Raw genomic sequence first — 20960 nt, forward strand, 5'->3', positions numbered from 1 at the left:
GATTTAGGCTGGCATAAACCGGCCAAATGCGACAAGGGTAGCGCGCTCCGGCACAAAGGCCGTGCCTCGGACGGATTGGACATGCATCGCGTCATCATCAGCGGCATCGGCGCCGAAATCCCCGAGCCTGTCATCACCAATGAAGAGCTGGTCGAAAGCTTCAACAGCTGGGTTGACACCGAGAATGCGCGCCGCGCCGTCACAGGCGAGACGCTGCTGCAGAAGTCGGACAGCGACTTCATCGTCCATGCCTCGGGCGTGCAGACCCGCCATGTGATCGAACGCGAAGGCATCCTCGATCCGACCCGCATGGCGCCGCGCATTCCGGCCCGGCCGGACGACGTACTGTCGCTGCAGGCGGAGTTCGGCATCGCTTCGGCCAGAAAGGCCATCGCCCTTGCCGGCGTGGAAGGCTCGGACATCGATCTGGTGATCTGCTCGGCCTCGCATCATCAGCGGCCTTATCCGGCGATCGCCATCGAGATGCAGCAGGCCCTGGGCAGCAAGGGCGCCGGCTTCGACATGGGGCTCGGCTGCTCTTCCGCCGCGGCGGCGCTGCACATCGCGGTCAACCTTGTCAGGGCAGGGGCGCACAAGCGCATCCTGGTGTCGACGCCCGAAATCATCACCGGCCATCTCAACTTCCGCGACCGGCAGACGCATTTCATCTTCGGCGACGCGTCAGTCGCGATGGTCATCGAAGGGCTCGACCAGGGCGAGAAGCGGCCGGGACGCTTCGAGGTGCTCGACACGCGCACTTGGACGCAAATGTCGAACAACATCCGCACCAATCTCGGCTACCACACCCGCACTGCCCAGGACGATCCCTACCAGATCAAACTCGAGGGCAATCTGATCAAGCAGGTCGGCAACAAGGTGTTCAAGGAAGTCACGGTCGCGGGCCACAAGTTCATCGTCGAGTTCCTGGCCGAGCATGGTCTGACGCCGCAAGGCATCCGCCGCTTCTGGCTGCATCAGGCCAATGCGCGCATGAATGCGATGATCCTGAAACTCGCCTTCGGCCACGATGTCGACCACGACCGCGCGCCGATGGTGCTGGAACGCCTCGGCAACACGGCGGGCGCCGGCGCCATCGTGGCACTGTCCGAAAATCATGCGGACATGAAGGCCGGCGATTTCGGCCTGCTCTGCGCCTTCGGCGCCGGCTATTCGATCGGCGGCGCGCTGCTGAGGATGTTGTAAACCGGCTCAGGCGGGGACGAACGGCACCAGCATCGGCACGCGTCTGGCATAGTCGTCATAGGCGGGGCCGAGCTCGCCGCGCAGGAAGCTCTCTTCCAGCCTGGCCTTGACGACGATGCCGACGAGCAGCAGGGCAGTGCCGGCAACACCCCAGACAGTGCCCTTGGCTGCCATGGTAGCGAGGATCGACACCAGCAGGCCGGTGTAGATCGGGTGGCGGACCAGCCGATAGGGACCGGTGTCGACCACGCGGTGATCGGCTTTGGCGGTGACGGTGCCCGACCACAGCCGACCGAGATGCAAGCGCGCCCACCAGGCGAAAGCGATGCCGATCGCGATCAGGGCGACGCAGATCCAGGCCTCGGCAAGCGTCGGCGTCCACAGCCGCAATCGGCCGACATAGCCGTGCGCCGGCGCGAACAGCAGAAAGGTGCCGGCCAGCCAGAGAACCCGGTAACGGGCCTCAGCCTTGAAGTCCGCGCGCTTTTGCGCTGGATCGGCCCACGCGGCGGCCAGCACCCAAGACACCACCCAGGCCAACCAGAGCGCGGCGATCGCATGTTGAACCTGCATGATCTGAACCCTCCCAAGTTCGCGCCGCCATTTACGCCGCCGGAGCGGCGGCAATGCGGCGGAACGTGAAAGCGTGCGGCATCTTCAGGTAAGAAAGTCGTGATCGCCATCAAGCGCTGTGATCGGATCATCAGCGCTTTCGACTGGACCGAGTAGCCGAGCGTCTCTAGACCAACGCTATGCAGGAAACGAACCTAGAGCTTTTTCCGTCGGCGGAGCCGACGGCCGACATCGTCGCCGGCCGCAAGCTGACAGCATTGGCAGCGGCACTCTATGCCGCGCCGTCCGATCATTTCGAGACAAGGCCCGTGGACGAATTGCGCCTTGGCTTCGACGGGATCGAGGGTGACTTCCATGCCGGCGCGACGCGGCGCTCCGGCGGGCGCGAGCCCTGGTACCCGCGCGGCACCGAAATGCGCAACGAGCGGCAATTGTCGCTCGTCGCCGCGGATGAGCTCGCCATCGTCGCCCACCGCATGGGCCTCGAGGAGATCAAGGCGGAATGGATCGGCGCCAACCTGATGATCGAAGGCCTGCCGCATCTTTCGATGCTGCCGGCGGGGTCGCTGTTGTTCTTCAAGGGCGGCGTGACGATCAAGATCGACGGCCAGAACAAGCCCTGCCGGGTCGCCGGGCAATCGATCGCCGAACATGTCAACGCGGCGGATCGCGACGCGACGGCCTTGCTGTTTCCGAAGACGGCGAAGAGGCTGCGCGGTCTGGTCGCCTGGGTCGAAAAACCCGGCATCATCAGGACCGGCGAAGAGATTTCGGTGCGGGTGCCGGAGCAGTGGATCTATCGCGCGTGATCGGGCTTCGGCTTTGGATATCGCCGGTTCAAGTCTCGCTCTGAGTGAACTGTTGGAGTGGCTTTGGTCGTCATCCGTAGCGCACCGCGCTCGACCAGGCCGGATCCTCGTGCTTTTGCCAGTAGAGGCGCATCAGACGCTCAGTGATCGCCCCGACCTTGCCATAGGCAACCGGAGCACCGTCGATCATCGTGACGGGCATGATGCCGCCGGCCGTCGAGGTGATGAAGACTTCGTCGGCTGACTTGAGCGCGGCCACGCTGACATCCGCGGCAACCGCGGACAGTCGCGCCTCGGCGCACAGGTCAAACACGGTGCGGCGCGTTATGCCGGGCAGCACGCCGACGGCGGGCGTGGTCAATTTGCCTGCCCTGACACAGAACACGTTGAAGCCTGGACCTTCGGCGAGGTTGCCGTTGAAGTCGAGGACCAGCGCGGTGTCGGCGCCGCGGTCATAAGCGTCGTAGAGCCCGCGCACCAGGTCCAGCCAATGGTAGTTCTTGATCGAGGGATCGATCGAGGCAGGTGGGATACGGACCTTGTCGCTGATCGCGACGTGGAGGCCGCTTCGCAACTGTTCGGCATTGGCGACCGAGCCGAAGGGGACGGCGAAAGCCATGAACCGGTTGATCGCCTGACGCGGATCGCGGCTGAAGGTCGGCGAGGCACCGCGCGTGCACAGCATCTCGACATAGGCGGCGCGATGGCCGGACAGCGCGACGCAATTGTGCAGGATTTCGGCAACGCCGTCGCGGTCGAACGGGATGGTCATGCGAAGCTTTTCCAGCCCGCCGAAGAAACGGTCGAGATGCAGATCGAGACGGAAAAAGCGGCCGTCCCAGACATGGACCGTGTCGTAAGTGGCGTCGGAATGCAGAAAGCCCCAGTCCAGCACCGACACCTTTGCCTGCGACATCGGCAGATATTGTCCATCGAGGTAAGCGACGCCGTTGGGATAGGCATGCGGATCGAGATGACGCTCTGACAGAACGGGTAGTGGCGCGGCAGGCGCGGGGGCGGCTTGGCTCATTTCGCTCCTTCTTCGTCGTTGTGGAAAGGCAGGCTAGCGTCCCGCTTCGAATGAAGTAAGAGCCAGGCCAACGGCGCTGTCTAGCCTAGCCTGTGCTTTACTCGTCCTCGTCATCCTCTTCCAGCAGCCGCGTCGCGCGCCAGCGGGTCAGCACCTCATTGGTCTCGTCGATGACAAAGAAGCGTGCCGAGTCGCGGTCATAGCCTTCGGCCAGCAGTTTGTCATAGTCGGTATGGGTGTGGCGGACATGCGCGATGGTTGCCAGCCACACCGCGATCGTCGGCGGCAAGCTCTTCATATGCACGGCTCCGGCATCGGCGCGGATTTTTTCCATGTCGGAATAGGGGGCGAGCGGCAAGAGCGCGGTGAGCGCCTTGGCAATCGCGCGGCGACGGCCGGTCGGCGCGCTCATTTCTCCTCGCGTCCGGCAATGGCCGCCTCAGGGAAGGCATCGGTCGACGCATAGTAGGGCTTGATGTCGACGACCGGCGTGCCGTCGAGCACGTCGATGGCGTCGATCTCGATCCGGCCTTCCTCGATATCGAGCGCGACGAGCTTCGCGATGTGCAGGCCGACAGGGTTCGGCCGGGCAGGGGAGCGCAGCGAGAAAACGCCTTTCGGTTCAGCCGCATGGCGCGGTTTCTGCACAATCAGATTCCGTGGGGCATGATCGAGCCAGGACAGGATGACGATGTGGCTGGCGCGATCGAGGTTCTGCAGCCCCCGGCGGTAGGGCTTGTCGATCAGGATGGCCGCAGTCCGGCCGGTCTCGCGGGCGGCGCGCATGTTCTTGGGACAATCCTCGCGGCTCGTCCAAGGCGAGGCGATCCGGCCGATGAAGACGACATGGCCGTCCGGCGGCAGATCGGCCGGGTCGTTTTCCAAGAGCGTCTCGTCCTCGCGTCTCTCGAACATCGTTCAATCAATCCGCGGACGCATGGCCTGCAATGCGCGGATCATGGCTGCGCCATTTTCTTGTCAGGGAGCGACATAGCGCTTGCCAGGCTTTCAAATTCGACATAAACATATCTTTATATCTTTCAGCGAGAACCTTTCATGCATGTCACGCTCGACACGATGGTAGATACATTGAAGGCGGCTGCCGAATCCAGCCGCCTGCGCATTCTGGTGCTGCTGTCGCGCGGGGATCTCACGGTCTCCGACCTTACCGAAATCCTTGGCCAGTCGCAGCCGCGCGTCTCACGGCATCTGAAGTTGCTGCTCGATGCCGGGCTGATCGGCCGCTACCAGGAAGGGTCCTGGGCCTTTTTCAGGCTGTCGGACACAGACAGCTCGCGCGATTTCGTTCAGGGCCTGGTCTCGGGCGTGCGCGAGGCCGACCTGCAGGTGGTGCGCGACCTGGAGCGGCTGGCCGCTGTCAAGCGCAAGCGGCAGGACCGGGCCGCGGAGTATTTTTCGGAGAACGCCGCCAGTTGGGATCGCATCCGCTCGCTGCATGTGCCGGATCGCGCGGTGGAAGCGGCACTGCTCAAGCTTGTCGGCAAACGGCCGTTCCAGTCGATGCTCGACCTCGGCACCGGCACGGGCAGGCTGCTGGAGATCTTCGCGCCGCTCTACCGGCGCGGCGTCGGCATCGACATGTCGCGCGAGATGCTGACCGTAGCGCGCGCCAATCTCGACAAAGCCGGCGTCGCCAATGCGCAGGTGCGCCAGGGTGACATCTTTTCGCCGCCGGTCGAGCGCAACGCCTTCGATCTCGTCACCATCCACCAGGTGCTGCACTATCTCGACGATCCGGCCCGCGCCATCGGCGAGGCCGCGAGGCTGCTGCGTCCGTCCGGCAGGCTGGTGATCGTCGATTTCGCGCCTCACAATCTGGAGTTCCTGCGCGACCAGCACGCGCATATGCGGCTAGGCTTTTCCGACCGGCAGATCGCCGACTGGTTCGAGGAGGCTGGGCTTGACCTCGAAGAGAGCCAGGAGTTCGAGCCGCGCGGCCAGGCCGAGGCGAGACTCACCGTCAAGCTCTGGTTGGGTCGCGATCGCCGCCTGCTGATCGCCGATCCGTCCAACGACACACTTCCAGCAAGGGAAACAGCCTGATGAACCAGTTCCGCTTTTCCCGCCGCCCCGACATTGGCGACAAGGTCCGGGTTTCGTTCGAGTTCTTCCCGCCGAAAACGGATGAGATGGAAGCAAGGCTCTGGGACACCGTCACAAGGCTCGAGCCGCTCAAGCCGCGCTTCGTCTCGGTGACCTACGGTGCCGGCGGCTCGACCCGAGAGCGCACGGCGCGCACCGTGAAGCGCATTCTCAACGAGACGACGCTGACGCCGGCGGCGCATATGACCTGCGTCGACGCGGCCCGGCATCAGGTCGACGCCGTCATCCAGGAATTCGCCGACTTTGGCGTCACCCGTTTCGTCGCCTTGCGCGGCGATCCGGCAGCAGGCGTGGGGACCGCCTATCGTCCGCATCCCGATGGTTATGCAAACGGCGCCGAACTGGTCGGGGCGCTGAAGAGCGTCGGCGATTTCGACATCTCGGTCTCGGCCTATCCGGAAAAGCATCCGGAAAGCCCGGACTTCGCCACCGACATCGACATGCTCAAGCGCAAGGTCGACAATGGCGCGACGCGGGCGATCACCCAGTTCTTCTTCGACAACGACCTCTACGAGCGCTATGTCGAGCGCGCGCGCCGCGCCGGCATCTACATCCCGATCGTGCCGGGTATCCTGCCGGTGCACAACTTCACCCAGGTCGCCAATTTTTCCTCCCGCTGCGGCGCGCTGGTGCCGGCCTGGCTGGCCGAGCGCTTCGAAGGGCTGGAGAACGATCCGCAAACGCATGCACTGGTGGCCTCAGCGGTCGCGGCAGAGCAGGTCCATGATCTGGTCGAGCGCGGCGTCGGCGATTTCCATTTCTACACGATGAACCGTGCCGATCTGGTCTTCGCCGTCTGCCACATGATCGGCATCCGCTCGCATGAGGCGGAGGCGGCCGGCTCGGCCGCGGCCTGATCAAACTCGCCGATAAGTGTGCAGCGGTTTTGCGAAACGACATGCATTCAAAACAATGATTGAAACGGAAAAGGCCGGGCGAACCCGGCCTTTCGAATCGGTTGGACTCATCCTCGGTGCTGGTCTTCCCGGCTTCGGCGGGTCAGGGAAGAACGCCCATGATCAGGGCGCCGATGAATGCAAACGCAGCACAAATCATCAATGCGTTGATTGGCCTCGTCAGTCCCATGCCATAGCCTCCTCTTAAGAGCTATGGCCGGAATCTAGAGTCATTTGGGTCACAGGCAAGCGGAAAATGTGCTGCATTGCGACGCGATTGTGGAATTTGCGACCTCGAATTTGCCGTTAGCCATTGAAAGTCTTCGGCAAAAATCGATCCAAGAGTTTGTGAATAAATTATGGCGAAGCCGTGGCATGGCACCGCTACCATCGGCCGAACAGGCGCCCGTCAATGGTGATCAAGCCGACTCCGATGAGCGCCATGCCGCTCAGTTCGAAGAGCTGCAGCCGCTCGCCCAGAAACAGGAATCCCAGCAGCACGGCACTCACCGGTACGATCAAAGTGACCAGCGAGGCGTTGGTGGCGCCGGCCGCGGCAACAAGGTTGAAATAGAGGATGTAGGCAAAGGCTGTGGAGAGCAGGGCCAGCCCGAGCACCGCGGCCCAGACCGGGGGCGAGACCGAAAACAGCCCGGCCGGGCCGTAGGCAATCAGCACGACGGGGATCATGATGATGGTCGATGCGGTCAGTTGCCCGGTGGCGATGACCGGCGAAGGCACCCCCTTGAAGCGGCGCGCGATCATCAGGGCAATCGCGTAGGACACCGAGGCGCCGATCAGCGCGAACTTGGCCCAGGCCGGCTCGCCGAGGCCAGCAGCCAAACCAGGACCGATCATGACAGCTGTTCCTGCAACGCCGAGCGAGATGCCGGCCAGCTTGTTCCAGGACAGTTTTTCGTCAGCGGTGAGCGCATTGGCGAGGAGCAGCGTCCAAAATGGCGTCGTGGCATTGAGCACAGAGGCAATACCGGCGCCGAGCTCGGTCTGGCCGGCGAAGATCAGCGAAAACGGAATGACATTGTTGGCCAACGCCAGCAGGAAGAACAGGCCGGCGTGGGGAAAGGCGAGACGGAAGGACGGGCCGCGGATCGCCAGATAGAGCTGAAGCGCGGCCGTCGCGATGGCGACGCGAAACAGCACCAGCGCCAAAGGATGGATCTCCGCCACGGCAATGCGGGCAAAGAAGAAGGAGCCGCCCCAGATCGCGCCGAGCAGCAGGAGCTGCGCCCAATCCCTGAGCGTCATCGGTCCGCGTGTCGGCGCGGCGCCAGCCGCCATCGTCATGTCGTCACCCCTCCCATGCCGATCGCTCCCTCAATCCCCGAACCAGCTCCAATCGATATACGGTTCGGTGGCAAGGGCCACCCGAAACCTGACCAGTGGTTTAGCGTGGCGCAAAGGGTGCGGACGCTCGCAGGCGAAGGCGAGACACAGAACTGTTTTCTTTGGCGTCTAGCTAGGATTAATTGTGCGCGCCGAGATCAAGGATTCGTCCATGCAGCGATTCGAAAATGCCCGCGAGGCGGCACTGGCGCTTCGTCCGGACGATCCGGTCTATTGCTTCCGCCCGCAGGTGCTTAAGGCCGATGCTTTGCAGTTCATGGGCATGTTCCCGGGCAAGACCGCCTATGCGGTCAAGACCAATGGCGAGCAGATCGTGCTGAAGACGCTGGTCGAGGCTGGCGTGAGCGCCTTCGACGTCGCCTCGCCCGGCGAGTTCGCGGCCGTGCGGGCCGTCTCGCCCGAGGCCGAAATGCTCTACATGCATCCGATCAAGGCGCAGTCGGACATCAAGCTGGCGCTGGAGAAATACGGCATCCGCGTGATTTCGCTCGATCATGAGGACGAGATCACCAAGCTGACGCGCGTGGTGCGTGCGCTCGACATCGATCCCGGCGCTCTCACCGTCTTCGTGCGCATCCAGACCAAAGGCCACGCGGCCTATGAGCTGTCGAAGAAATTCGGCGCCGGTCCCGCCAATGCGGTGGAGCTTGCCGAGCGGCTCAACCGTACCGGCTACAAGGTCGGGCTTTGCTTCCATGTCGGCAGCCAGATCGAGGACCCCGACACCTACGAGCGCGCGCTGGCCTCTGCCGACTGGGTGCGCAACCGGCTGACCTTCGACATTGCCGGGCTTGACGTGGGCGGCGGCTTTCCGGCCGAGTACGGCCACGATCCCAACCGCAAGCACATCGAGATGCCGTCGCTCGGCCAGCTCATGTCGCGGCTGGCCGGCGACCTCAAGGAATACCAGTTCGACGAGATGCCGCTGGTCGCCGAACCCGGCCGCGTGATCGTGGCGCGCTGCCTGTCGCTGATCGTGCGCGTGCTCTTGCGCAAGGGCAAAAGGCTCTACATCAATGACGGCATCTGGGCGTCGCTCTCGGATTCATGGACCGGCAAGATCACGCTGCCGGCGCGCTTCATTCCCGATCCGGCGATCCGCACGCGCAATGGCAGCGACAAGACGGTCGTGCCGTTCAAGGTTTGCGGCGCAACGTGCGATTCCGTCGACATCCTGTCGCGCCCATTCTGGCTGCCGGAAACGGTCGACACAGGCGACTGGATCGAGATCGGCCATATCGGCGCCTACTCGCTGTCACTGAGGACGCGATTCAACGGGTTCTATCCCGACACGTTCGTGGAGGTGACGACGCCGTTCGACGAGGGCGACGCGCCGCAAGGTTTCGCGAGCTTGGAGACGATGGCGGATTGAGCTCCCCCTTCTCCCCTTGTGGGAGAAGGACAGGGCGCTACAATTTCGCCAGCAATTCCGGCGTCGGCCAACCGTCCACGGCCATGCCCAGGCGCATCTGCTCCTTGCGGATCGCTTCGCGGGTATTCGTGCCGAGGATACCGTCGACCGTGCCGACATCGTAGCCCTTGGCCTCAAGCTTGGTCTGCAGGGCCTTCATCTGGTCACCGTTGAGGCCGGGCTCGGGCGTGCGCGGGTCGAATTGCGGCGCCCCGGCCAGACGGGTCGCCAGCACCGCAGCGGTGAGCGCGTAAGTGAAGGACTGGTTCCATTCCAGATAAACGTCGAAATTGTCGTAGGTCAGGAAGGCTGGACCCTTGCGACCCATGGGCAAGGCGAGCCCGGCCTTCAGGCCGTTGTCGACGAGCGGCGTGCCGTCCGGATTGGTCACGCCCCATTGGGCCCATTGCGACAGCGGCAGCTTGTTGGTGCGGCCGGTCTGGTCCCAGGGCATGTCGTCGGGAACACGCACCTCCTCGACCCAGGGCTGGTCGCGCTTCCAGCCGCGCGACAGGATTTTGTCGGCCGTGGTCATGATCACGTCCGCCACGCTGTTCCGGAGATCGACCTTGCCGTCGCCGTCGCCGTCAACGCCGCGGGCGAGATAGTCGGTCGGCAGAATCTGCGTCTGGCCGATCTCGCCGGCCCAGGCGCCCTTGACATCGGCCGGCAGCACGCCGCGGTCGATCAAGGTCAGCAACGGCACCAATTGCGGTCGGAACAACTGAGGGCGGCGGCAGTCGTGCGCGAGGGTGACCAGCGCGTCCAGCGTGTGGAAATCGCCCTGTACGGCGCCGAAATCCGTCTCCAGTCCCCAGAACGCTGTGATGACGGCCGGCTGCACGCCGAATTCCTTGTCGGCGCGCGCGAAGACGTCGGCATATTTTTTGAGGTTGGCCGCGCCCTGCTTCAGGCGATAGGCCGAGATCATGCGGTTCGAGAATTGGGTGAAGGTCTGGGCGAACACCCCTTGAGCGCGGTCGCGCGACAGCACCTTCTCGTCGATCGCGGCATTTTCCAGCGCCTCCAGGCCAACGGCGCCGACGCCGGCTGCCTTGGCTTCCGCGGCCACGCCCTGTTTCCACGCTTCGAAATCGCCGCCGCATTCCTGCGCCGCCGCAGGCCAAGCGAAAGCGCCGACCAGCAGCGCCGCCAGGATTTCAACGCGCAATCGCATCGCTTCCCTTACGAGACCGGGGCATGATCACGGCCGGGTCGGACGCATCATGCGTAGATTTCAAAATTCAGGAGCGCCGTGCGGCACCCCGGTGGGGTGCGCCGCTCCGCATCGCCAGCGGTTGCAACTATCACCGCCCGCCATGTCGAAAGCAGGCAAGGGGGCCGATGTCAACGGGTGTTCTGCCGCAGCCACTTGTTCCAGGCGGCTTCCGAGCCGTTGAAAACATTGATGTCGGACTTGCCGGTCATGCCGGGCACGATGCCGGTTCCGGTGTACTGCCAAAAGGTGAAAGGATGGCTGCCATACTTCTGGCGCGGATGGCCGGCGACCGAACGCAGCCAGTAAGGATAGCGGCGGAACGTCGCCAGGTTATTGTCATCGAAGAAGTCGAGCGACGTATAGATGATCGGCTTCTTGCCATAATGGCGCTCGACGATCTCGAGAAAGGTGGTCATCTCGCTGCGCACCGTCGCGGGATCAGGGCGCAGTCGGCAGGTCGGCGACTTCGGGTTCCATTCCATGTCGAGCACCGGCGGCATCGCCGACGGATCTTTCGGAACATTGGCGATGAACCAGCGCGCCTGGGTGGCGGCCGGGGTGCAGAAATAGAAGAAATGATAGGCCGCGCGCGGGATTCCGACGGCCTTGGTGCGTGCCCAGTGCTCGTTGAAATAATCGTCGAAGCGATCGCCGCCCTCGGTCGCCTTGATGAAGGCGAAGGAGATGCCGCTGGCCTTGGCCGTCGGCCAGTCGACAGAGGTCTGGTATTTTGAGACGTCGGTGCCGTGGACCGCATAATTCCACGGCGCGCCGCTGTCCCATTCATGCGGCTTGGAATCTTCGAAACGGGGCGCGCGCAGGGCGACCGTCTGCGATGACGGCGCCAGCGGCGATAGATCGTCCACGGTCGAGCAGGCGCTCAACAGCGTAAGCATCAGGATGGCCGCAAGACGGCGCATGGTATCCCCCGAGCCGGGATCAGCCGGCCGCTGATGGGTCCTTCACTGATGGTGGTCGCTTCCGCGCGCCCCTCCGGACGATCGCCCCACAGGACCGCCCAGTCTCTCCGTTCATCGCCGAACATGGTTGATAATCCATTGACGGCGCTCGACATCGACCATGATTTTGGAGAAGCAATGGCGGCAAATCGATGACATAAAGCGAACCGGAAAATCCAAGGGCGGAAAGATGCGGGCTGTTGTGAAGTTCATCAAATGGCTGCTCGGCCTCATTGTGCTGGCGGCGGTCGCGCTCTTCGCCTGGCTCTATCTTGCGCCGCCCGAACTGATCCGTGTCGGCTCGGGCTATGCGGCCAAGATCGTCTGCTCCAACGTGTTCATCGCCGGCCGCGACCCGAATGAAGTGCTGGCCGTCGATGTGCAGGCGCCGGGCCATCCGCTGCTCAAGCTGATGAAGGTATCCGTCGACAAGGAAAGGGGCCTTGTTTCGGCGGGCCTGCTTTGGATGCTTGGCAAGAGCGTCGCCGTAGAGCGCGACGGGGTCGGCTGCGCGTCGGTTCCGGATGGCGACACCGGCAGGGCGCGGCAGACCTCCGTCCATATCGAGCCTTTGGCGGTGACCTCGCAGGACGCGCTCTGGCCGGAGGGCGAAAGGGTGGACGCCCTGCAAAACCCCGCCGTCACGAAGATCGTCGACGATGCCGCGATGGTCGGGACCGGCATGCGCGCGGTCGTGGTGGTGAAGAACGGCCGAATCGTCGCGGAACGCTATGGCGAGGGTTTTTCGGCCAAGACGCCGCTGCTCGGCTGGTCGATGACCAAGACGGTGAACGCCGCGATCGTCGGCACGCTGGTCAAGGACGGCAAGATGGCGCTCGACAATAAGGGCCTGTTCTCGCCGTGGAAGGCCGACGGTCGGACGGCGATCAGCCTTGCCGACATGATGGCGATGTCGAGCGGGCTGGAGTTCAACGAGGATTATGGCGACGTCGCCGACGTGACGCGCATGCTCTATCTCGAGCCGGACATGGCGGGCTTTGCCGAGGCCAAGCCGCTCGGCGGCGAGGTGGGCAAGGCATTTTCCTATTCGAGCGGTACGGCTGTCATGCTGTCGCGGCTGTGGCAGGAGGCAATCGGCGACAAGGCGAAGGCGCTGAGCTGGCCGCGCACGGCGCTGTTCGAGCCGCTCGGCATGCGCAGCGCGGTGCTCGAAACCGACGAGCGAGGCACTTTCGTCGGCTCGTCCTATCTCTACGCCACGGCGCACGACTGGGCCCGCTTCGGCCAGTTTTTGCTGCAGGGCGGTGTCTGGAACGGCGCGCAGATCCTGCCCGCCGGATTCGTCGACTGGATGCGGCAGCCGGCGCCGGCCTCGAAGGTCTACGGCAACGGCCAGGTGTGGATCGAGGGTCCGGGCGATGAGGAGAATCCGGGCGCGGGCGCTGCCGCCGGCCTGCCCAAGGACACCTACTGGATGGAAGGCCATGACGGCCAGACGGTGGCCATCGTTCCGTCGGAGCAATTGGTGGTGGTGCGGCTCGGGCTGACACCTGCCAAGCTCGGCTATCGGCCGCAGGCGATGGTGGCCGCGCTGGTGAAAGCTTTACATCAGTAGGGCTCTCTACATTCGAACTCCGATGACGCCGAGCCAGGCATAGCCGCGATAAAGCGTTCTGAAACGGAAGGTTGCGCCGGTCCGTTCCGACTCCGAGTCAAGGACGTCGCGCAGCGAGGCGCGCGGCGTGACATGGAATTTCCGCAGCCAGCCGCGCAGCAAGGCCCGGAACCAGTTTGGCAGATCTTCCTGCTGGCCGAAATCGACGACATGCAGCGAGCCGCCGGGCGCGAGCGCGGCAAGCGCGGCCGACACGGTCTTCTCCCAGCCGGGGATCATCGACAACGAATAGGATATGAAGACACGGTCGAAATGCCGTGCGCCGAAGAGCGCCGCGGGATCGAAATCCGTGGCGTCGCCGCGCGCCAGTTTGACCTTGTCGGAGAGACCTTCGCGAGCGATGGCCGCGTTTGCCGTGTCCAGCATCTCGGCCGAGATGTCCAAACCGAAGAAGCGGGCGTCCGGATAGCTCCGGGCGGCAAGTACGATGTTGCGGCCGGTACCGCAGCCGAGCTCGAGCACGGTACCGCCTTGCGGCACGTCGAGCCCCGCTATCAGCCGGTCGCGGCCGAGCAGGTAGTATTTGCGGGTGATGTCGTAGATATGGCGCTGCCAGCGATAGACGCCATCCATCAGTTCGGCATGGCGGACCGGCAGCTCCGTCGTGCTCATGCGGCGCGCTTCACATAGAGATGGAAGCCGCCATAGATCGCCGAGCGGTCCCTGGCCGAGAATTCGCGCGAGGCCTCGGCTTCGTAGCGCCACTGGCCGAGCAGGGAACCCGAGACGCGGCCCGGCAGCAGGCTGGGCTCGGCCGCGGTGCGGAAGATCACGCGCGCGCCAACCGAGGCCGTGCGGGTGATCTCGGTCCACAGATCGTTGAGCAGGTCGTCGGTCATCCAGTCCTGGGCATCGAGCAGGACGAAGCGATCGACCGAGCCCGCATCCTTGCCGGCGAGGAATTTGATCAAGTTGGCATGGTGGATGGAGACACGATCGGTGTTGGCGCGGATCGTCTTGTAGTTGCGCTGTTCCAGATAGGCAGGCAGGGCTGCCTCGCCGGGCTGCGGATAGCGGCGGGCAAAGGCCTGCCAGGCGAAATAGTTGTTCTTCAGCGGGAAATCGCAGGCGAGCTTCTCCAGCCGCGTCTTCAAGACGCTCGCCATCGAGCCGTCGCCGGACGTGATCAGCGAGTCGTACTGTGCCGGCGGGATACCCAGACCGAAAAGCGAGGCCTTGCGCGATGTCGCCCAGCGCAGCAGCTTCTTGTCGAAGACCGGCGCCAGCTCCTCGTTAAAGAAACGGCGCTGCTCGCCGATGTTCTCGGCCTTCATGATGCCGGCCGGATCGACACCGAACAGTTTTGCCACACGATGGCCCATGGCGATGAAGAGGCCAAGCAGGCCGGTCTGGTAGAAGTTGCGGTCGAAAACCGCGATGCGGCGGCGGCCGCGCCAGTTCCTGCGCTCCCAGTAGTGACGGCTGACCGGGTCGAGATGCGGCGCGATGAAGCGGTCGTAAGCTTCCGAGTTGTGGCTGGTGTCGGCTGCGCCGAAGAAACGGAACAGATCGCCCTGCGAGGGCAGATGGCGCACCGCCTCCAGCTTCATGCGGTTCAACGCGATGTGCGCGGCGTTGAGGTCGACGGCGTCGATCCGGGCCGGCGAACGGGTGAGGTAAGCCAGAATGTTGCAGCCGCCCGATGCGATTGTGACGACGCGATGGCCGGCGCCAAGCTGCATGGCGTCCATGTCGACCTCCGGGTCTTCCCAGATCTGGGGATAGACGAGGCCGGAAAACAGGAAGGCGAAAAGCCGCTCGGAAATGCCGTCCTTCGACAGGGCGCGGTTCTGGTAGACGGCTTTTCCAACCTCCTTGCCGCGTCGAAAAACGAGTTCTCCCGATACATCCGACATGGCAAGCTGATTCCCGTTTGCATTGGCGCAAGCGGGTAGCGCAGCGTTGTGACAGGCGGGTGACAGGCTGCCGACGTTAAGCTTAGGCCTTGCCGAATCCGCCGGGCCTCGGCGTGACGACGATGACGGCCTCGCCGGCGTCGAGCGTGGTCTGGTCGCAGGCCTTCAGCACCTCGATCGAGCCGTCGTTGCGTCTGACCTTGGTCGAGCCGGCCTCCCCGTCGCCGCCGCCGTTCAGACCCTGCGGCGGGCGATTGCGGTGCGAGGAGAGGATGGCGCATTCCATTTTTTCGAGGAAGCGGATCGTGCGTTTGGTGCCGCTGCCGGCGTTCCATTTGCCTTTGCCGCCGGAACCATCCCGGATGTGGAAGTCTTCCAGCACGACCGGGAAGCGCAGTTCCAGGACTTCGGGATCGGTAAGCCGCGAATTGGTCATATGCGTGTGGACGCCGGAGGTACCGGCAAAGCCGCGGCCCGAATTCATTTGGCCGGCCGGCGAGCCGGAGCAGATCGTCTCATAATACTGGTATTGCCGGTTGCCGAAGGTGAGATTGTTCATTGTGCCTTGCGCGTTGGCCATCGCGCCCATGGCGCCGAACAGCGCGTTGGTGACATGCTGCGAGGTCTCGACATTGCCGGCGACGACGGCGGCAGGGTAGGACGGCTTCAGCATGCAGCCGTCGGGGATGACGATGTTGATCGGCCTGAGACATCCGGCGTTCATCGGGATCATGTCCTCGACCATGACGCGGAAGGCATAGAGCACGGCGGCCCGCGCCACCGGCTCCGGCGCATTGAAATTGTTCTTCATGACCTTCGAGGTGCCGGTGAAATCGACCGTCGCGTCGCGCCTTTGCCGATCGACGGTGATCTTCACTTTGATCACCTGGCCGGTGTCGGTGGCATACTCGTAGTCGGAACTGTCGGGCAGCCTTTCCAGCACGCGGCGCACGCTCTCGGCGGCATTGTCCTGAACATGGCCCATATAGGCCTCGACGACAGCGAGGCCAAAATGCGCGACCATCTTGCGCAACTCCGCCACGCCCTTTTCGTTGGCGGCGATCTGCGCCTTGAGGTCGGCGATGTTTTGGGCGGGATTGCGGGCAGGATAGGGATGGTCGGTGAGGAGCGCCTCGAGCTCCTCCTCGCGGAAGCAGCCGCGATCGACGATGCGGAAATTGTCGAACAGCACGCCTTCCTCGTCGACGGTGGTGGCCAAAGGCGTCATCGAGCCGGGCGCCGTGCCGCCGACATCGGCATGGTGGCCGCGCGAGGCCGCCCAGAAGAGGATTTCCTTGCGTGCGTCGTCGAACACCGGCGTCACCACGGTGATGTCGGGCAGATGCGTGCCGCCATTGTAGGGCGCGTTGAGAGCAAAAACGTCGCCGGGATGGATATCGCCCGAATTCAGGCGGATGACGGTTTCGACCGAGCGGTCCATGGACCCCAGATGCACCGGCATGTGCGGCGCGTTGGCGACCAGCGCGCCATGGCGGTCGAACACGGCGCAGGAAAAATCGAGCCGCTCCTTGATGTTGACGGAATAGGCGGTGTTCTGCAGCGTGACGCCCATCTGCTCGGCGATCGACATGAAAAGGTTGTTGAAGATCTCGAGCATCACCGGATCGGCTTCGGTGCCGAGCGCCGCCTGCCGCGCCTTTTTCTCTATACGCCGCAGCAGCACGTGGTTCCTGGCCGTGATCTCGGCCTGCCAGCCCGGCTCGACGACGATGGTCTGGTTCGGCTCGATGACGAGCGCGGGGCCTGCCACCTTGTGACCGGGCTTCAAATCCTCGCGCCGGAAGATGCCGGCATCGCGCCAGGCTCCGTCGGCGAAGAATTGCCGGGACTGCCAGGGGCTTGCCACCTGGTCTTCGAGCCCTGATTCACTTTCGTCGCGGCCGGCGGTCCCGACATCGCTGCCTTCGACGCCGACTGCCTCGACGATCATCGGCTTGTCTTCGTAGACGAAGCCGAATTGCGCCTTGTGCGCGGCCTCGAAATCGCTCCTGGCGCGAAAAATCGAGCCGTGCTCGAAGTTGACCGGCAAAGCCGTGTCGGTGCCGTCATAACGGATCTGCAGGACCGGCTTTGAGGCGATGGCGTCTTGCGCAATGCCTTGCACTGCAAGCTCGGCGATGACGCCCTGGTGCAAGGTCGCAATCAGGTCCTCGATCGAGGAGCGGGATTCTTCGGCGAGCGGCTTCAGTAACGCCTGCTGGCGCGAGGCGAAAACCGTCGACAGCCCGATGCCGTAAGCCGAAAGCAAGCCGGAGAAGTGGTGGATGAGCACCGCTTCCATGCCGAGCGCATCGGCGACAAGGCAGGCATGCTGGCCGCCGGCGCCACCGAAACAGTTCAGGAGATATTCGGTGACATCGTAACCGCGCTGCACCGAAATCTTCTTGATGGCGTTGGCCATGTTCTCGACGGCGATGGTGACGAAACCCTCGGCCACCGCTTCGGGCGAGCGTCCATCGCCGATCTCGGCGGCTAAAGCCGCGAATTTTTCGCGCACGGCGGCGACGTCGAGCGGCTGGTCTTGACCGGGGCCGAAGATCGCCGGGAAGACGTCGGGCTGCAGCTTGCCGAGCATGACATTGGCGTCGGTGACGGCGAGCGGGCCGCCGCGTCGATAAGCGGCCGGGCCGGGATTGGCGCCGGCGGAGTCCGGGCCGACGCGGAAGCGACCGGCCTCGTAATGCAGGATCGAGCCACCGCCGGCCGCGACCGTATGAATACGCATCATCGGCGCGCGGATGCGAACGCCGGCGACTTCAGTGTCGAAGGCGCGCTCGTATTCGCCGTCATAATGGGCGACGTCGGTCGAGGTGCCGCCCATGTCGAAGCCGACGACCTTGTCGAAGCCGGCGAGCTTCGCCGTCTCGACCATGCCGACGACGCCGCCGGCCGGGCCGGAAAGCAGCGCATCCTTGCCCTGGAACATGTCGGCGGCGGTCAACCCGCCCGATGACATCATGAACATCAGCCGCGGGCCGGCGCCCAATTCTCCCGCTACCCTTTGCACGTAGCGTGACAGGATCGGCGACAGATAGGCGTCGACCACCGTGGTGTCGCCACGACCGACCAGCTTGATCAGCGGCGAGACCTCGTGGCTGACCGATATCTGGCTGAAGCCGATCTTGCGGCAGACTTTCGCGACTGCCTTTTCATGGTCGGGATATTTCCAGGCGTGCATGAAGACAATGGCTACCGCGTCGATGCCGTCGGCCTTGGCCTGCTCGATCGCCGGGCGGCAGGCGGCGATGTCGAGCAGGCGCTCGACGGACCCGTCCGCGCGCACGCGCTCGTCGATCTCTACCACCCGCTCATAGAGCTGTTCGGGTAGGATGATCTCCTTGGCGAAAATATCCGGCCGCGCCTGATAGGCGATGCGCAGCGCGTCGCGAAAACCCCTGGTGATGAGCAGCAGCACGCGGTCGCCCTTGCGCTCCAGCAGCGCGTTGGTAGCGACAGTGGTGCCCATTTTTATATCGCCGATCCGCTCCGCGGGAATGGCGGCGCCGGTTTTCAGTCCAAGCAGTTCGCGGATGCCCTGGATAGCGGCATCGGCATAGGCCTCAGGGTTCTCCGACAAAAGCTTGCGGGGATGCAGTCGGCCTTGCGGATCGCGGCCGATGATGTCGGTGAAGGTCCCGCCCCGGTCGATCCAGAAATCCCATTTGTTGGCTGCGGCGTCCTGCATGCTGCTTATCCGTTATCTGCGACAACCCGTTCTGTTAGTTCGCCGTTTTGGCCCCGGCAACCATGCGCCTGGTGTTACACATGGAAACGCAACGTTACGAAACCCAGGTCTGATTTCTGCATTTCTTCTGCGACGTTCACCGAAACGTGAGCGTTTGCTGAAGGAGAGATACCATGAAGAAGCTTATTCTGGCGTCTGTTTCGGCGCTCGCCCTGCTGGGGGTCGCGGCTTGCAGCGACAGCAGCACCGACAACACCACCACGCAGAGCACCAACCCGCCGGCCAACGAACAGCCAATGAAGCCGGCCACCCCTGACCCTTCGAAGCCTGCTGAACCGGCTCCGGCAACACCTCCTGCTGCGCCCGCGCAGTAGAAGTTCATCCACTGAAATCAGGAAGGCCGGCCCTGTGCCGGCCTTCCTTTTGGCGGGACTGTCCCCAAAGTCGTTCGCCCTGCGGCATCGTCCCGGCTTGATAGCGGTGCCCGGTTCGCACTAAGAAGCCGCATGTCGATTTGGGACCGCCTCGGCGACTTCATCGCTCGTGTTTCGTCGTCGGCGTCCTCGGGCGTCGGCGATGTCGTCGAGGCCGTGCGGACCATGTACTCGGGCGACCCGGATCTACGCCGGCGCGTGGCCTTCTCGGTGGCGATGATCGCGCTTTCGGCCAAGATGGCGAAGGCCGACGGCATCGTCACCCAGGACGAGGTGCGCGCCTTCCAGGAAATCTTTGAGGTGCCGCCGAGCGAAACGCGCAATGTGGCGCGCCTCTATGACCTCGCCAAGCGCGATGTTGCCGGGTTTGAAATCTACGCCCAGCGCATGTCGCAGCTTTGCGGTTCCGGTCATGCGAATTGCAAGATGCTGGAAGACATACTCGACGGGCTGTTCCACATCGCCAAGGCGGATGGCCTGGTTCACGAGAGGGAAGGGCAATTCCTGCATCGCATCGCCGAGATTTTTCAGATCGATGAGGCGCATTACCAGGCGATCCTGGCGCGCCACGTCAATCTCGGCGCCGCCGATCCCTATGTGGTTCTGGGCGTCGAACGCGGGAAGCCATTCGAGGAGGTCAGGAAGCGTTATCGCAAGCTGATCTCCGACAACCATCCCGACCGGCTGATCGCGCGCGGCCTGCCGCAGGAATTCATCAAGATCGCCACGACAAGGGTCGCCGCGATCAATGCCGCCTATGAGATGATCGAACGGGGCCTCAGGCACGTATGAGCGGTTTCTTGCCCGACCAGCCGGGTGCCGAGGTCAGGCTATCGCCGAATTTCGGTCCGCGACGCGAGACGGTCAGGCCCGACATGATCGTGCTGCACTATACCGGCATGCCGACGGGGCCCGGGGCCGAGGCCTGGCTGTGCGATCCGGCAAGCGAGGTATCCTCGCACTATCTTGTGCATGAGGACGGCCGCATCGTGCAAATGGTGCGCGAAAGCGACCGCGCCTGGCATGCCGGCAAGAGTTCATGGTTCGGGTGCACCGACATCAACTCCTGCTCGGTCGGCATCGAGATCGTCAACCCCGGGCATTCGCTGGGCTACAAAACCTTCCCGAAGCGGCAGGTCAAGGCCGTGATCGATTTATGCGCGGGGATCGCGGGCCGGCATTCCATTCCACCGCAAAGGGTGCTTGCGCATTCCGATGTGGCGCCGGGACGTAAGGTCGACCCGGGCGAGAAGTTTCCCTGGAAGGCGCTCTTTGCCGCCGGTGTCGGCCATCTGGTTCCCGCGGCTCCGATCAGGACGGGCGCGGCGCTGAGGGCGGGCGACGCAGGTGCTGACGTGGAAGCCCTGCAATCGATGCTGGCGCTTTACGGCTACAGCGCCGAGATATCGGGTGTCTTCGACCGCCAGACGGAAATCGTGGTGGCGGCATTTCAGCGGCATTTTCGACGGCGGCTCGTCGACGGCGTGGCGGACGGTTCGACGATCAGCACGCTCCAAAGGCTGTTGGCTGCGGTAAAGGCAGCCTCTTCCAAATAGCCGGCCAAGCTGTCTAAATTACAATTTGTCATACAAAGTGAATTGCCTCGCCTTTATTGGCGCCAATTCGGTCTCCAAACGCATCTCCCGCAAGTTGTCGGGCATCTATCCCTCCAAGATGCTCCGGTGTTGGATTGGCCCCGCCGCGTGAAATTCTTCGCGCGGTTCTAACAGAACAGGAAT

The 20960-nt window shown here is 63.7% G+C and carries 19 protein-coding genes; 9 read left to right on the forward strand and 10 right to left on the reverse strand.

Features of this window, described 5'->3' with window-relative positions:
• Window positions 1-81: 81 nt before the first annotated feature.
• Window positions 82-1203: a beta-ketoacyl-ACP synthase III gene (locus CK218_RS22630; protein WP_095828945.1), complete on the forward strand. Its 1122-nt coding sequence runs from the start codon at window positions 82-84 to the stop codon at window positions 1201-1203.
• Window positions 1204-1209: 6 nt separating this feature from the next.
• Here CK218_RS22630 and CK218_RS22635 read toward each other — a convergent pair whose 3' ends face one another.
• Window positions 1210-1776: an isoprenylcysteine carboxylmethyltransferase family protein gene (locus CK218_RS22635; protein WP_095828946.1), complete on the reverse strand. Its 567-nt coding sequence runs from the start codon at window positions 1774-1776 to the stop codon at window positions 1210-1212.
• A gap of 179 nt (window positions 1777-1955) precedes the next feature.
• Here CK218_RS22635 and CK218_RS22640 point away from each other — a divergent pair, with 179 nt between their 5' ends.
• Window positions 1956-2585, forward strand: coding sequence for an MOSC domain-containing protein (locus CK218_RS22640; RefSeq protein WP_095828947.1), 630 nt, complete (start codon window positions 1956-1958; stop codon window positions 2583-2585).
• 70 nt (window positions 2586-2655) lie between these two features.
• Here CK218_RS22640 and CK218_RS22645 read toward each other — a convergent pair whose 3' ends face one another.
• The 3 genes from CK218_RS22645 to tsaA form a co-directional block, all read right to left on the reverse strand.
• Window positions 2656-3615, reverse strand: a complete 960-nt coding sequence (locus CK218_RS22645; protein WP_066990670.1) for an aminotransferase class IV — start codon at window positions 3613-3615, stop codon at window positions 2656-2658.
• Between the two features lie 97 nt (window positions 3616-3712).
• A complete protein-coding gene (locus CK218_RS22650) occupies window positions 3713-4027 on the reverse strand; it encodes a DUF2293 domain-containing protein (RefSeq protein WP_066990672.1) in 315 nt (104 codons plus the stop codon).
• Window positions 4024-4530, reverse strand: a complete 507-nt coding sequence (tsaA, locus tag CK218_RS22655) for a tRNA (N6-threonylcarbamoyladenosine(37)-N6)-methyltransferase TrmO (protein ID WP_066990675.1) — start codon at window positions 4528-4530, stop codon at window positions 4024-4026. Before tsaA ends, CK218_RS22650 begins: the two co-directional genes overlap by 4 nt.
• Window positions 4531-4671: 141 nt before the next feature.
• Here tsaA and CK218_RS22660 point away from each other — a divergent pair, with 141 nt between their 5' ends.
• Entirely contained in the window at window positions 4672-5679 is a 1008-nt protein-coding gene (locus tag CK218_RS22660) for a metalloregulator ArsR/SmtB family transcription factor (protein ID WP_095828948.1), read from the forward strand.
• On the forward strand, window positions 5679-6596 hold the full coding sequence (metF, locus tag CK218_RS22665) for a methylenetetrahydrofolate reductase [NAD(P)H] (protein ID WP_095828949.1): 918 nt from the start codon (window positions 5679-5681) through the stop codon (window positions 6594-6596). The genes CK218_RS22660 and metF overlap by 1 nt, the downstream gene beginning before the upstream one ends.
• 423 nt (window positions 6597-7019) lie before the next feature.
• Here the strand turns inward: metF and CK218_RS22670 are convergent, their stop codons facing one another.
• Window positions 7020-7940 carry a DMT family transporter gene (locus CK218_RS22670; protein WP_066990686.1) on the reverse strand — a complete coding sequence of 307 codons (921 nt, stop codon included), beginning with the start codon at window positions 7938-7940 and terminating at the stop codon, window positions 7020-7022.
• A 211-nt stretch (window positions 7941-8151) separates the two neighbouring features.
• On the opposite strand from CK218_RS22670, the gene CK218_RS22675 reads away from it, so the two are divergent.
• Window positions 8152-9372 (forward strand): alanine racemase, encoded by a 1221-nt coding sequence (locus tag CK218_RS22675; protein WP_066990988.1) that lies wholly within the window; start codon window positions 8152-8154, stop codon window positions 9370-9372.
• A 37-nt stretch (window positions 9373-9409) separates the two neighbouring features.
• Here CK218_RS22675 and CK218_RS22680 read toward each other — a convergent pair whose 3' ends face one another.
• On the reverse strand, window positions 9410-10588 hold the full coding sequence (locus CK218_RS22680; RefSeq protein WP_066990689.1) for a lytic murein transglycosylase: 1179 nt from the start codon (window positions 10586-10588) through the stop codon (window positions 9410-9412).
• 170 nt (window positions 10589-10758) lie between these two features.
• Window positions 10759-11550, reverse strand: a complete 792-nt coding sequence (locus tag CK218_RS22685) for a GH25 family lysozyme (RefSeq protein ID WP_095828950.1) — start codon at window positions 11548-11550, stop codon at window positions 10759-10761.
• Window positions 11551-11779: 229 nt separating this feature from the next.
• Between CK218_RS22685 and CK218_RS22690 the strand changes: the two genes are divergently transcribed.
• Window positions 11780-13165: a serine hydrolase gene (locus tag CK218_RS22690; RefSeq protein WP_095829012.1), complete on the forward strand. Its 1386-nt coding sequence runs from the start codon at window positions 11780-11782 to the stop codon at window positions 13163-13165.
• A 6-nt stretch (window positions 13166-13171) separates the two neighbouring features.
• Here the strand turns inward: CK218_RS22690 and CK218_RS22695 are convergent, their stop codons facing one another.
• The 3 genes from CK218_RS22695 to CK218_RS22705 all read right to left on the reverse strand — a co-directional run bounded on the left by CK218_RS22695 (window position 13172) and on the right by CK218_RS22705 (window position 18787).
• Complete coding sequence (locus CK218_RS22695) at window positions 13172-13837, reverse strand: class I SAM-dependent methyltransferase (protein ID WP_095828951.1); 666 nt, start codon at window positions 13835-13837, stop codon at window positions 13172-13174.
• Window positions 13834-15081: a DUF3419 family protein gene (locus tag CK218_RS22700; RefSeq protein ID WP_095828952.1), complete on the reverse strand. Its 1248-nt coding sequence runs from the start codon at window positions 15079-15081 to the stop codon at window positions 13834-13836. The genes CK218_RS22695 and CK218_RS22700 overlap by 4 nt, the downstream gene beginning before the upstream one ends.
• Window positions 15082-15163: 82 nt before the next feature.
• A complete protein-coding gene (locus CK218_RS22705) occupies window positions 15164-18787 on the reverse strand; it encodes a hydantoinase B/oxoprolinase family protein (RefSeq protein ID WP_095828953.1) in 3624 nt (1207 codons plus the stop codon).
• Between the two features lie 173 nt (window positions 18788-18960).
• Here CK218_RS22705 and CK218_RS22710 point away from each other — a divergent pair, with 173 nt between their 5' ends.
• The 3 genes from CK218_RS22710 to CK218_RS22720 all read left to right on the forward strand — a co-directional run bounded on the left by CK218_RS22710 (window position 18961) and on the right by CK218_RS22720 (window position 20777).
• Complete coding sequence (locus CK218_RS22710) at window positions 18961-19161, forward strand: hypothetical protein (RefSeq protein ID WP_082954075.1); 201 nt, start codon at window positions 18961-18963, stop codon at window positions 19159-19161.
• A 132-nt stretch (window positions 19162-19293) separates the two neighbouring features.
• Window positions 19294-20013 (forward strand): DnaJ family molecular chaperone, encoded by a 720-nt coding sequence (locus tag CK218_RS22715; RefSeq protein ID WP_067329023.1) that lies wholly within the window; start codon window positions 19294-19296, stop codon window positions 20011-20013.
• Window positions 20010-20777: an N-acetylmuramoyl-L-alanine amidase gene (locus tag CK218_RS22720; RefSeq protein WP_095828954.1), complete on the forward strand. Its 768-nt coding sequence runs from the start codon at window positions 20010-20012 to the stop codon at window positions 20775-20777. Before CK218_RS22715 ends, CK218_RS22720 begins: the two co-directional genes overlap by 4 nt.
• The last annotated feature ends 183 nt before the right edge of the window (window positions 20778-20960 follow it).

The sequence above is a fragment of the Mesorhizobium sp. WSM3879 genome (assembly GCF_002294915.1).
Lineage (GTDB): Bacteria > Pseudomonadota > Alphaproteobacteria > Rhizobiales > Rhizobiaceae > Mesorhizobium.

Bases quoted from the DNA above. Each gene is read 5' to 3' on its own strand.
- CK218_RS22680 (WP_066990689.1), bottom strand. From the start codon at position 10,588: ATGCGATTGCGCGTTGAAATCCTGGCGGCGCTGCTGGTCGGCGCTTTC.
- CK218_RS22695 (WP_095828951.1), bottom strand. From the start codon at position 13,837: ATGAGCACGACGGAGCTGCCGGTCCGCCATGCCGAACTGATGGATGGC.
- metF (WP_095828949.1), top strand. From the start codon at position 5,679: ATGAACCAGTTCCGCTTTTCCCGCCGCCCCGACATTGGCGACAAGGTC.
- CK218_RS22630 (WP_095828945.1), top strand. From the start codon at position 82: ATGCATCGCGTCATCATCAGCGGCATCGGCGCCGAAATCCCCGAGCCT.
- CK218_RS22650 (WP_066990672.1), bottom strand. From the start codon at position 4,027: ATGAGCGCGCCGACCGGCCGTCGCCGCGCGATTGCCAAGGCGCTCACC.
- CK218_RS22635 (WP_095828946.1), bottom strand. From the start codon at position 1,776: ATGCAGGTTCAACATGCGATCGCCGCGCTCTGGTTGGCCTGGGTGGTG.
- CK218_RS22640 (WP_095828947.1), top strand. From the start codon at position 1,956: ATGCAGGAAACGAACCTAGAGCTTTTTCCGTCGGCGGAGCCGACGGCC.
- CK218_RS22705 (WP_095828953.1), bottom strand. From the start codon at position 18,787: ATGCAGGACGCCGCAGCCAACAAATGGGATTTCTGGATCGACCGGGGC.
- CK218_RS22720 (WP_095828954.1), top strand. From the start codon at position 20,010: ATGAGCGGTTTCTTGCCCGACCAGCCGGGTGCCGAGGTCAGGCTATCG.
- CK218_RS22710 (WP_082954075.1), top strand. From the start codon at position 18,961: ATGAAGAAGCTTATTCTGGCGTCTGTTTCGGCGCTCGCCCTGCTGGGG.
- CK218_RS22670 (WP_066990686.1), bottom strand. From the start codon at position 7,940: ATGACGATGGCGGCTGGCGCCGCGCCGACACGCGGACCGATGACGCTC.
- CK218_RS22685 (WP_095828950.1), bottom strand. From the start codon at position 11,550: ATGCGCCGTCTTGCGGCCATCCTGATGCTTACGCTGTTGAGCGCCTGC.
- CK218_RS22645 (WP_066990670.1), bottom strand. From the start codon at position 3,615: ATGAGCCAAGCCGCCCCCGCGCCTGCCGCGCCACTACCCGTTCTGTCA.
- tsaA (WP_066990675.1), bottom strand. From the start codon at position 4,530: ATGTTCGAGAGACGCGAGGACGAGACGCTCTTGGAAAACGACCCGGCC.
- CK218_RS22690 (WP_095829012.1), top strand. From the start codon at position 11,780: ATGCGGGCTGTTGTGAAGTTCATCAAATGGCTGCTCGGCCTCATTGTG.
- CK218_RS22675 (WP_066990988.1), top strand. From the start codon at position 8,152: ATGCAGCGATTCGAAAATGCCCGCGAGGCGGCACTGGCGCTTCGTCCG.
- CK218_RS22700 (WP_095828952.1), bottom strand. From the start codon at position 15,081: ATGTCGGATGTATCGGGAGAACTCGTTTTTCGACGCGGCAAGGAGGTT.
- CK218_RS22660 (WP_095828948.1), top strand. From the start codon at position 4,672: ATGCATGTCACGCTCGACACGATGGTAGATACATTGAAGGCGGCTGCC.
- CK218_RS22715 (WP_067329023.1), top strand. From the start codon at position 19,294: ATGTCGATTTGGGACCGCCTCGGCGACTTCATCGCTCGTGTTTCGTCG.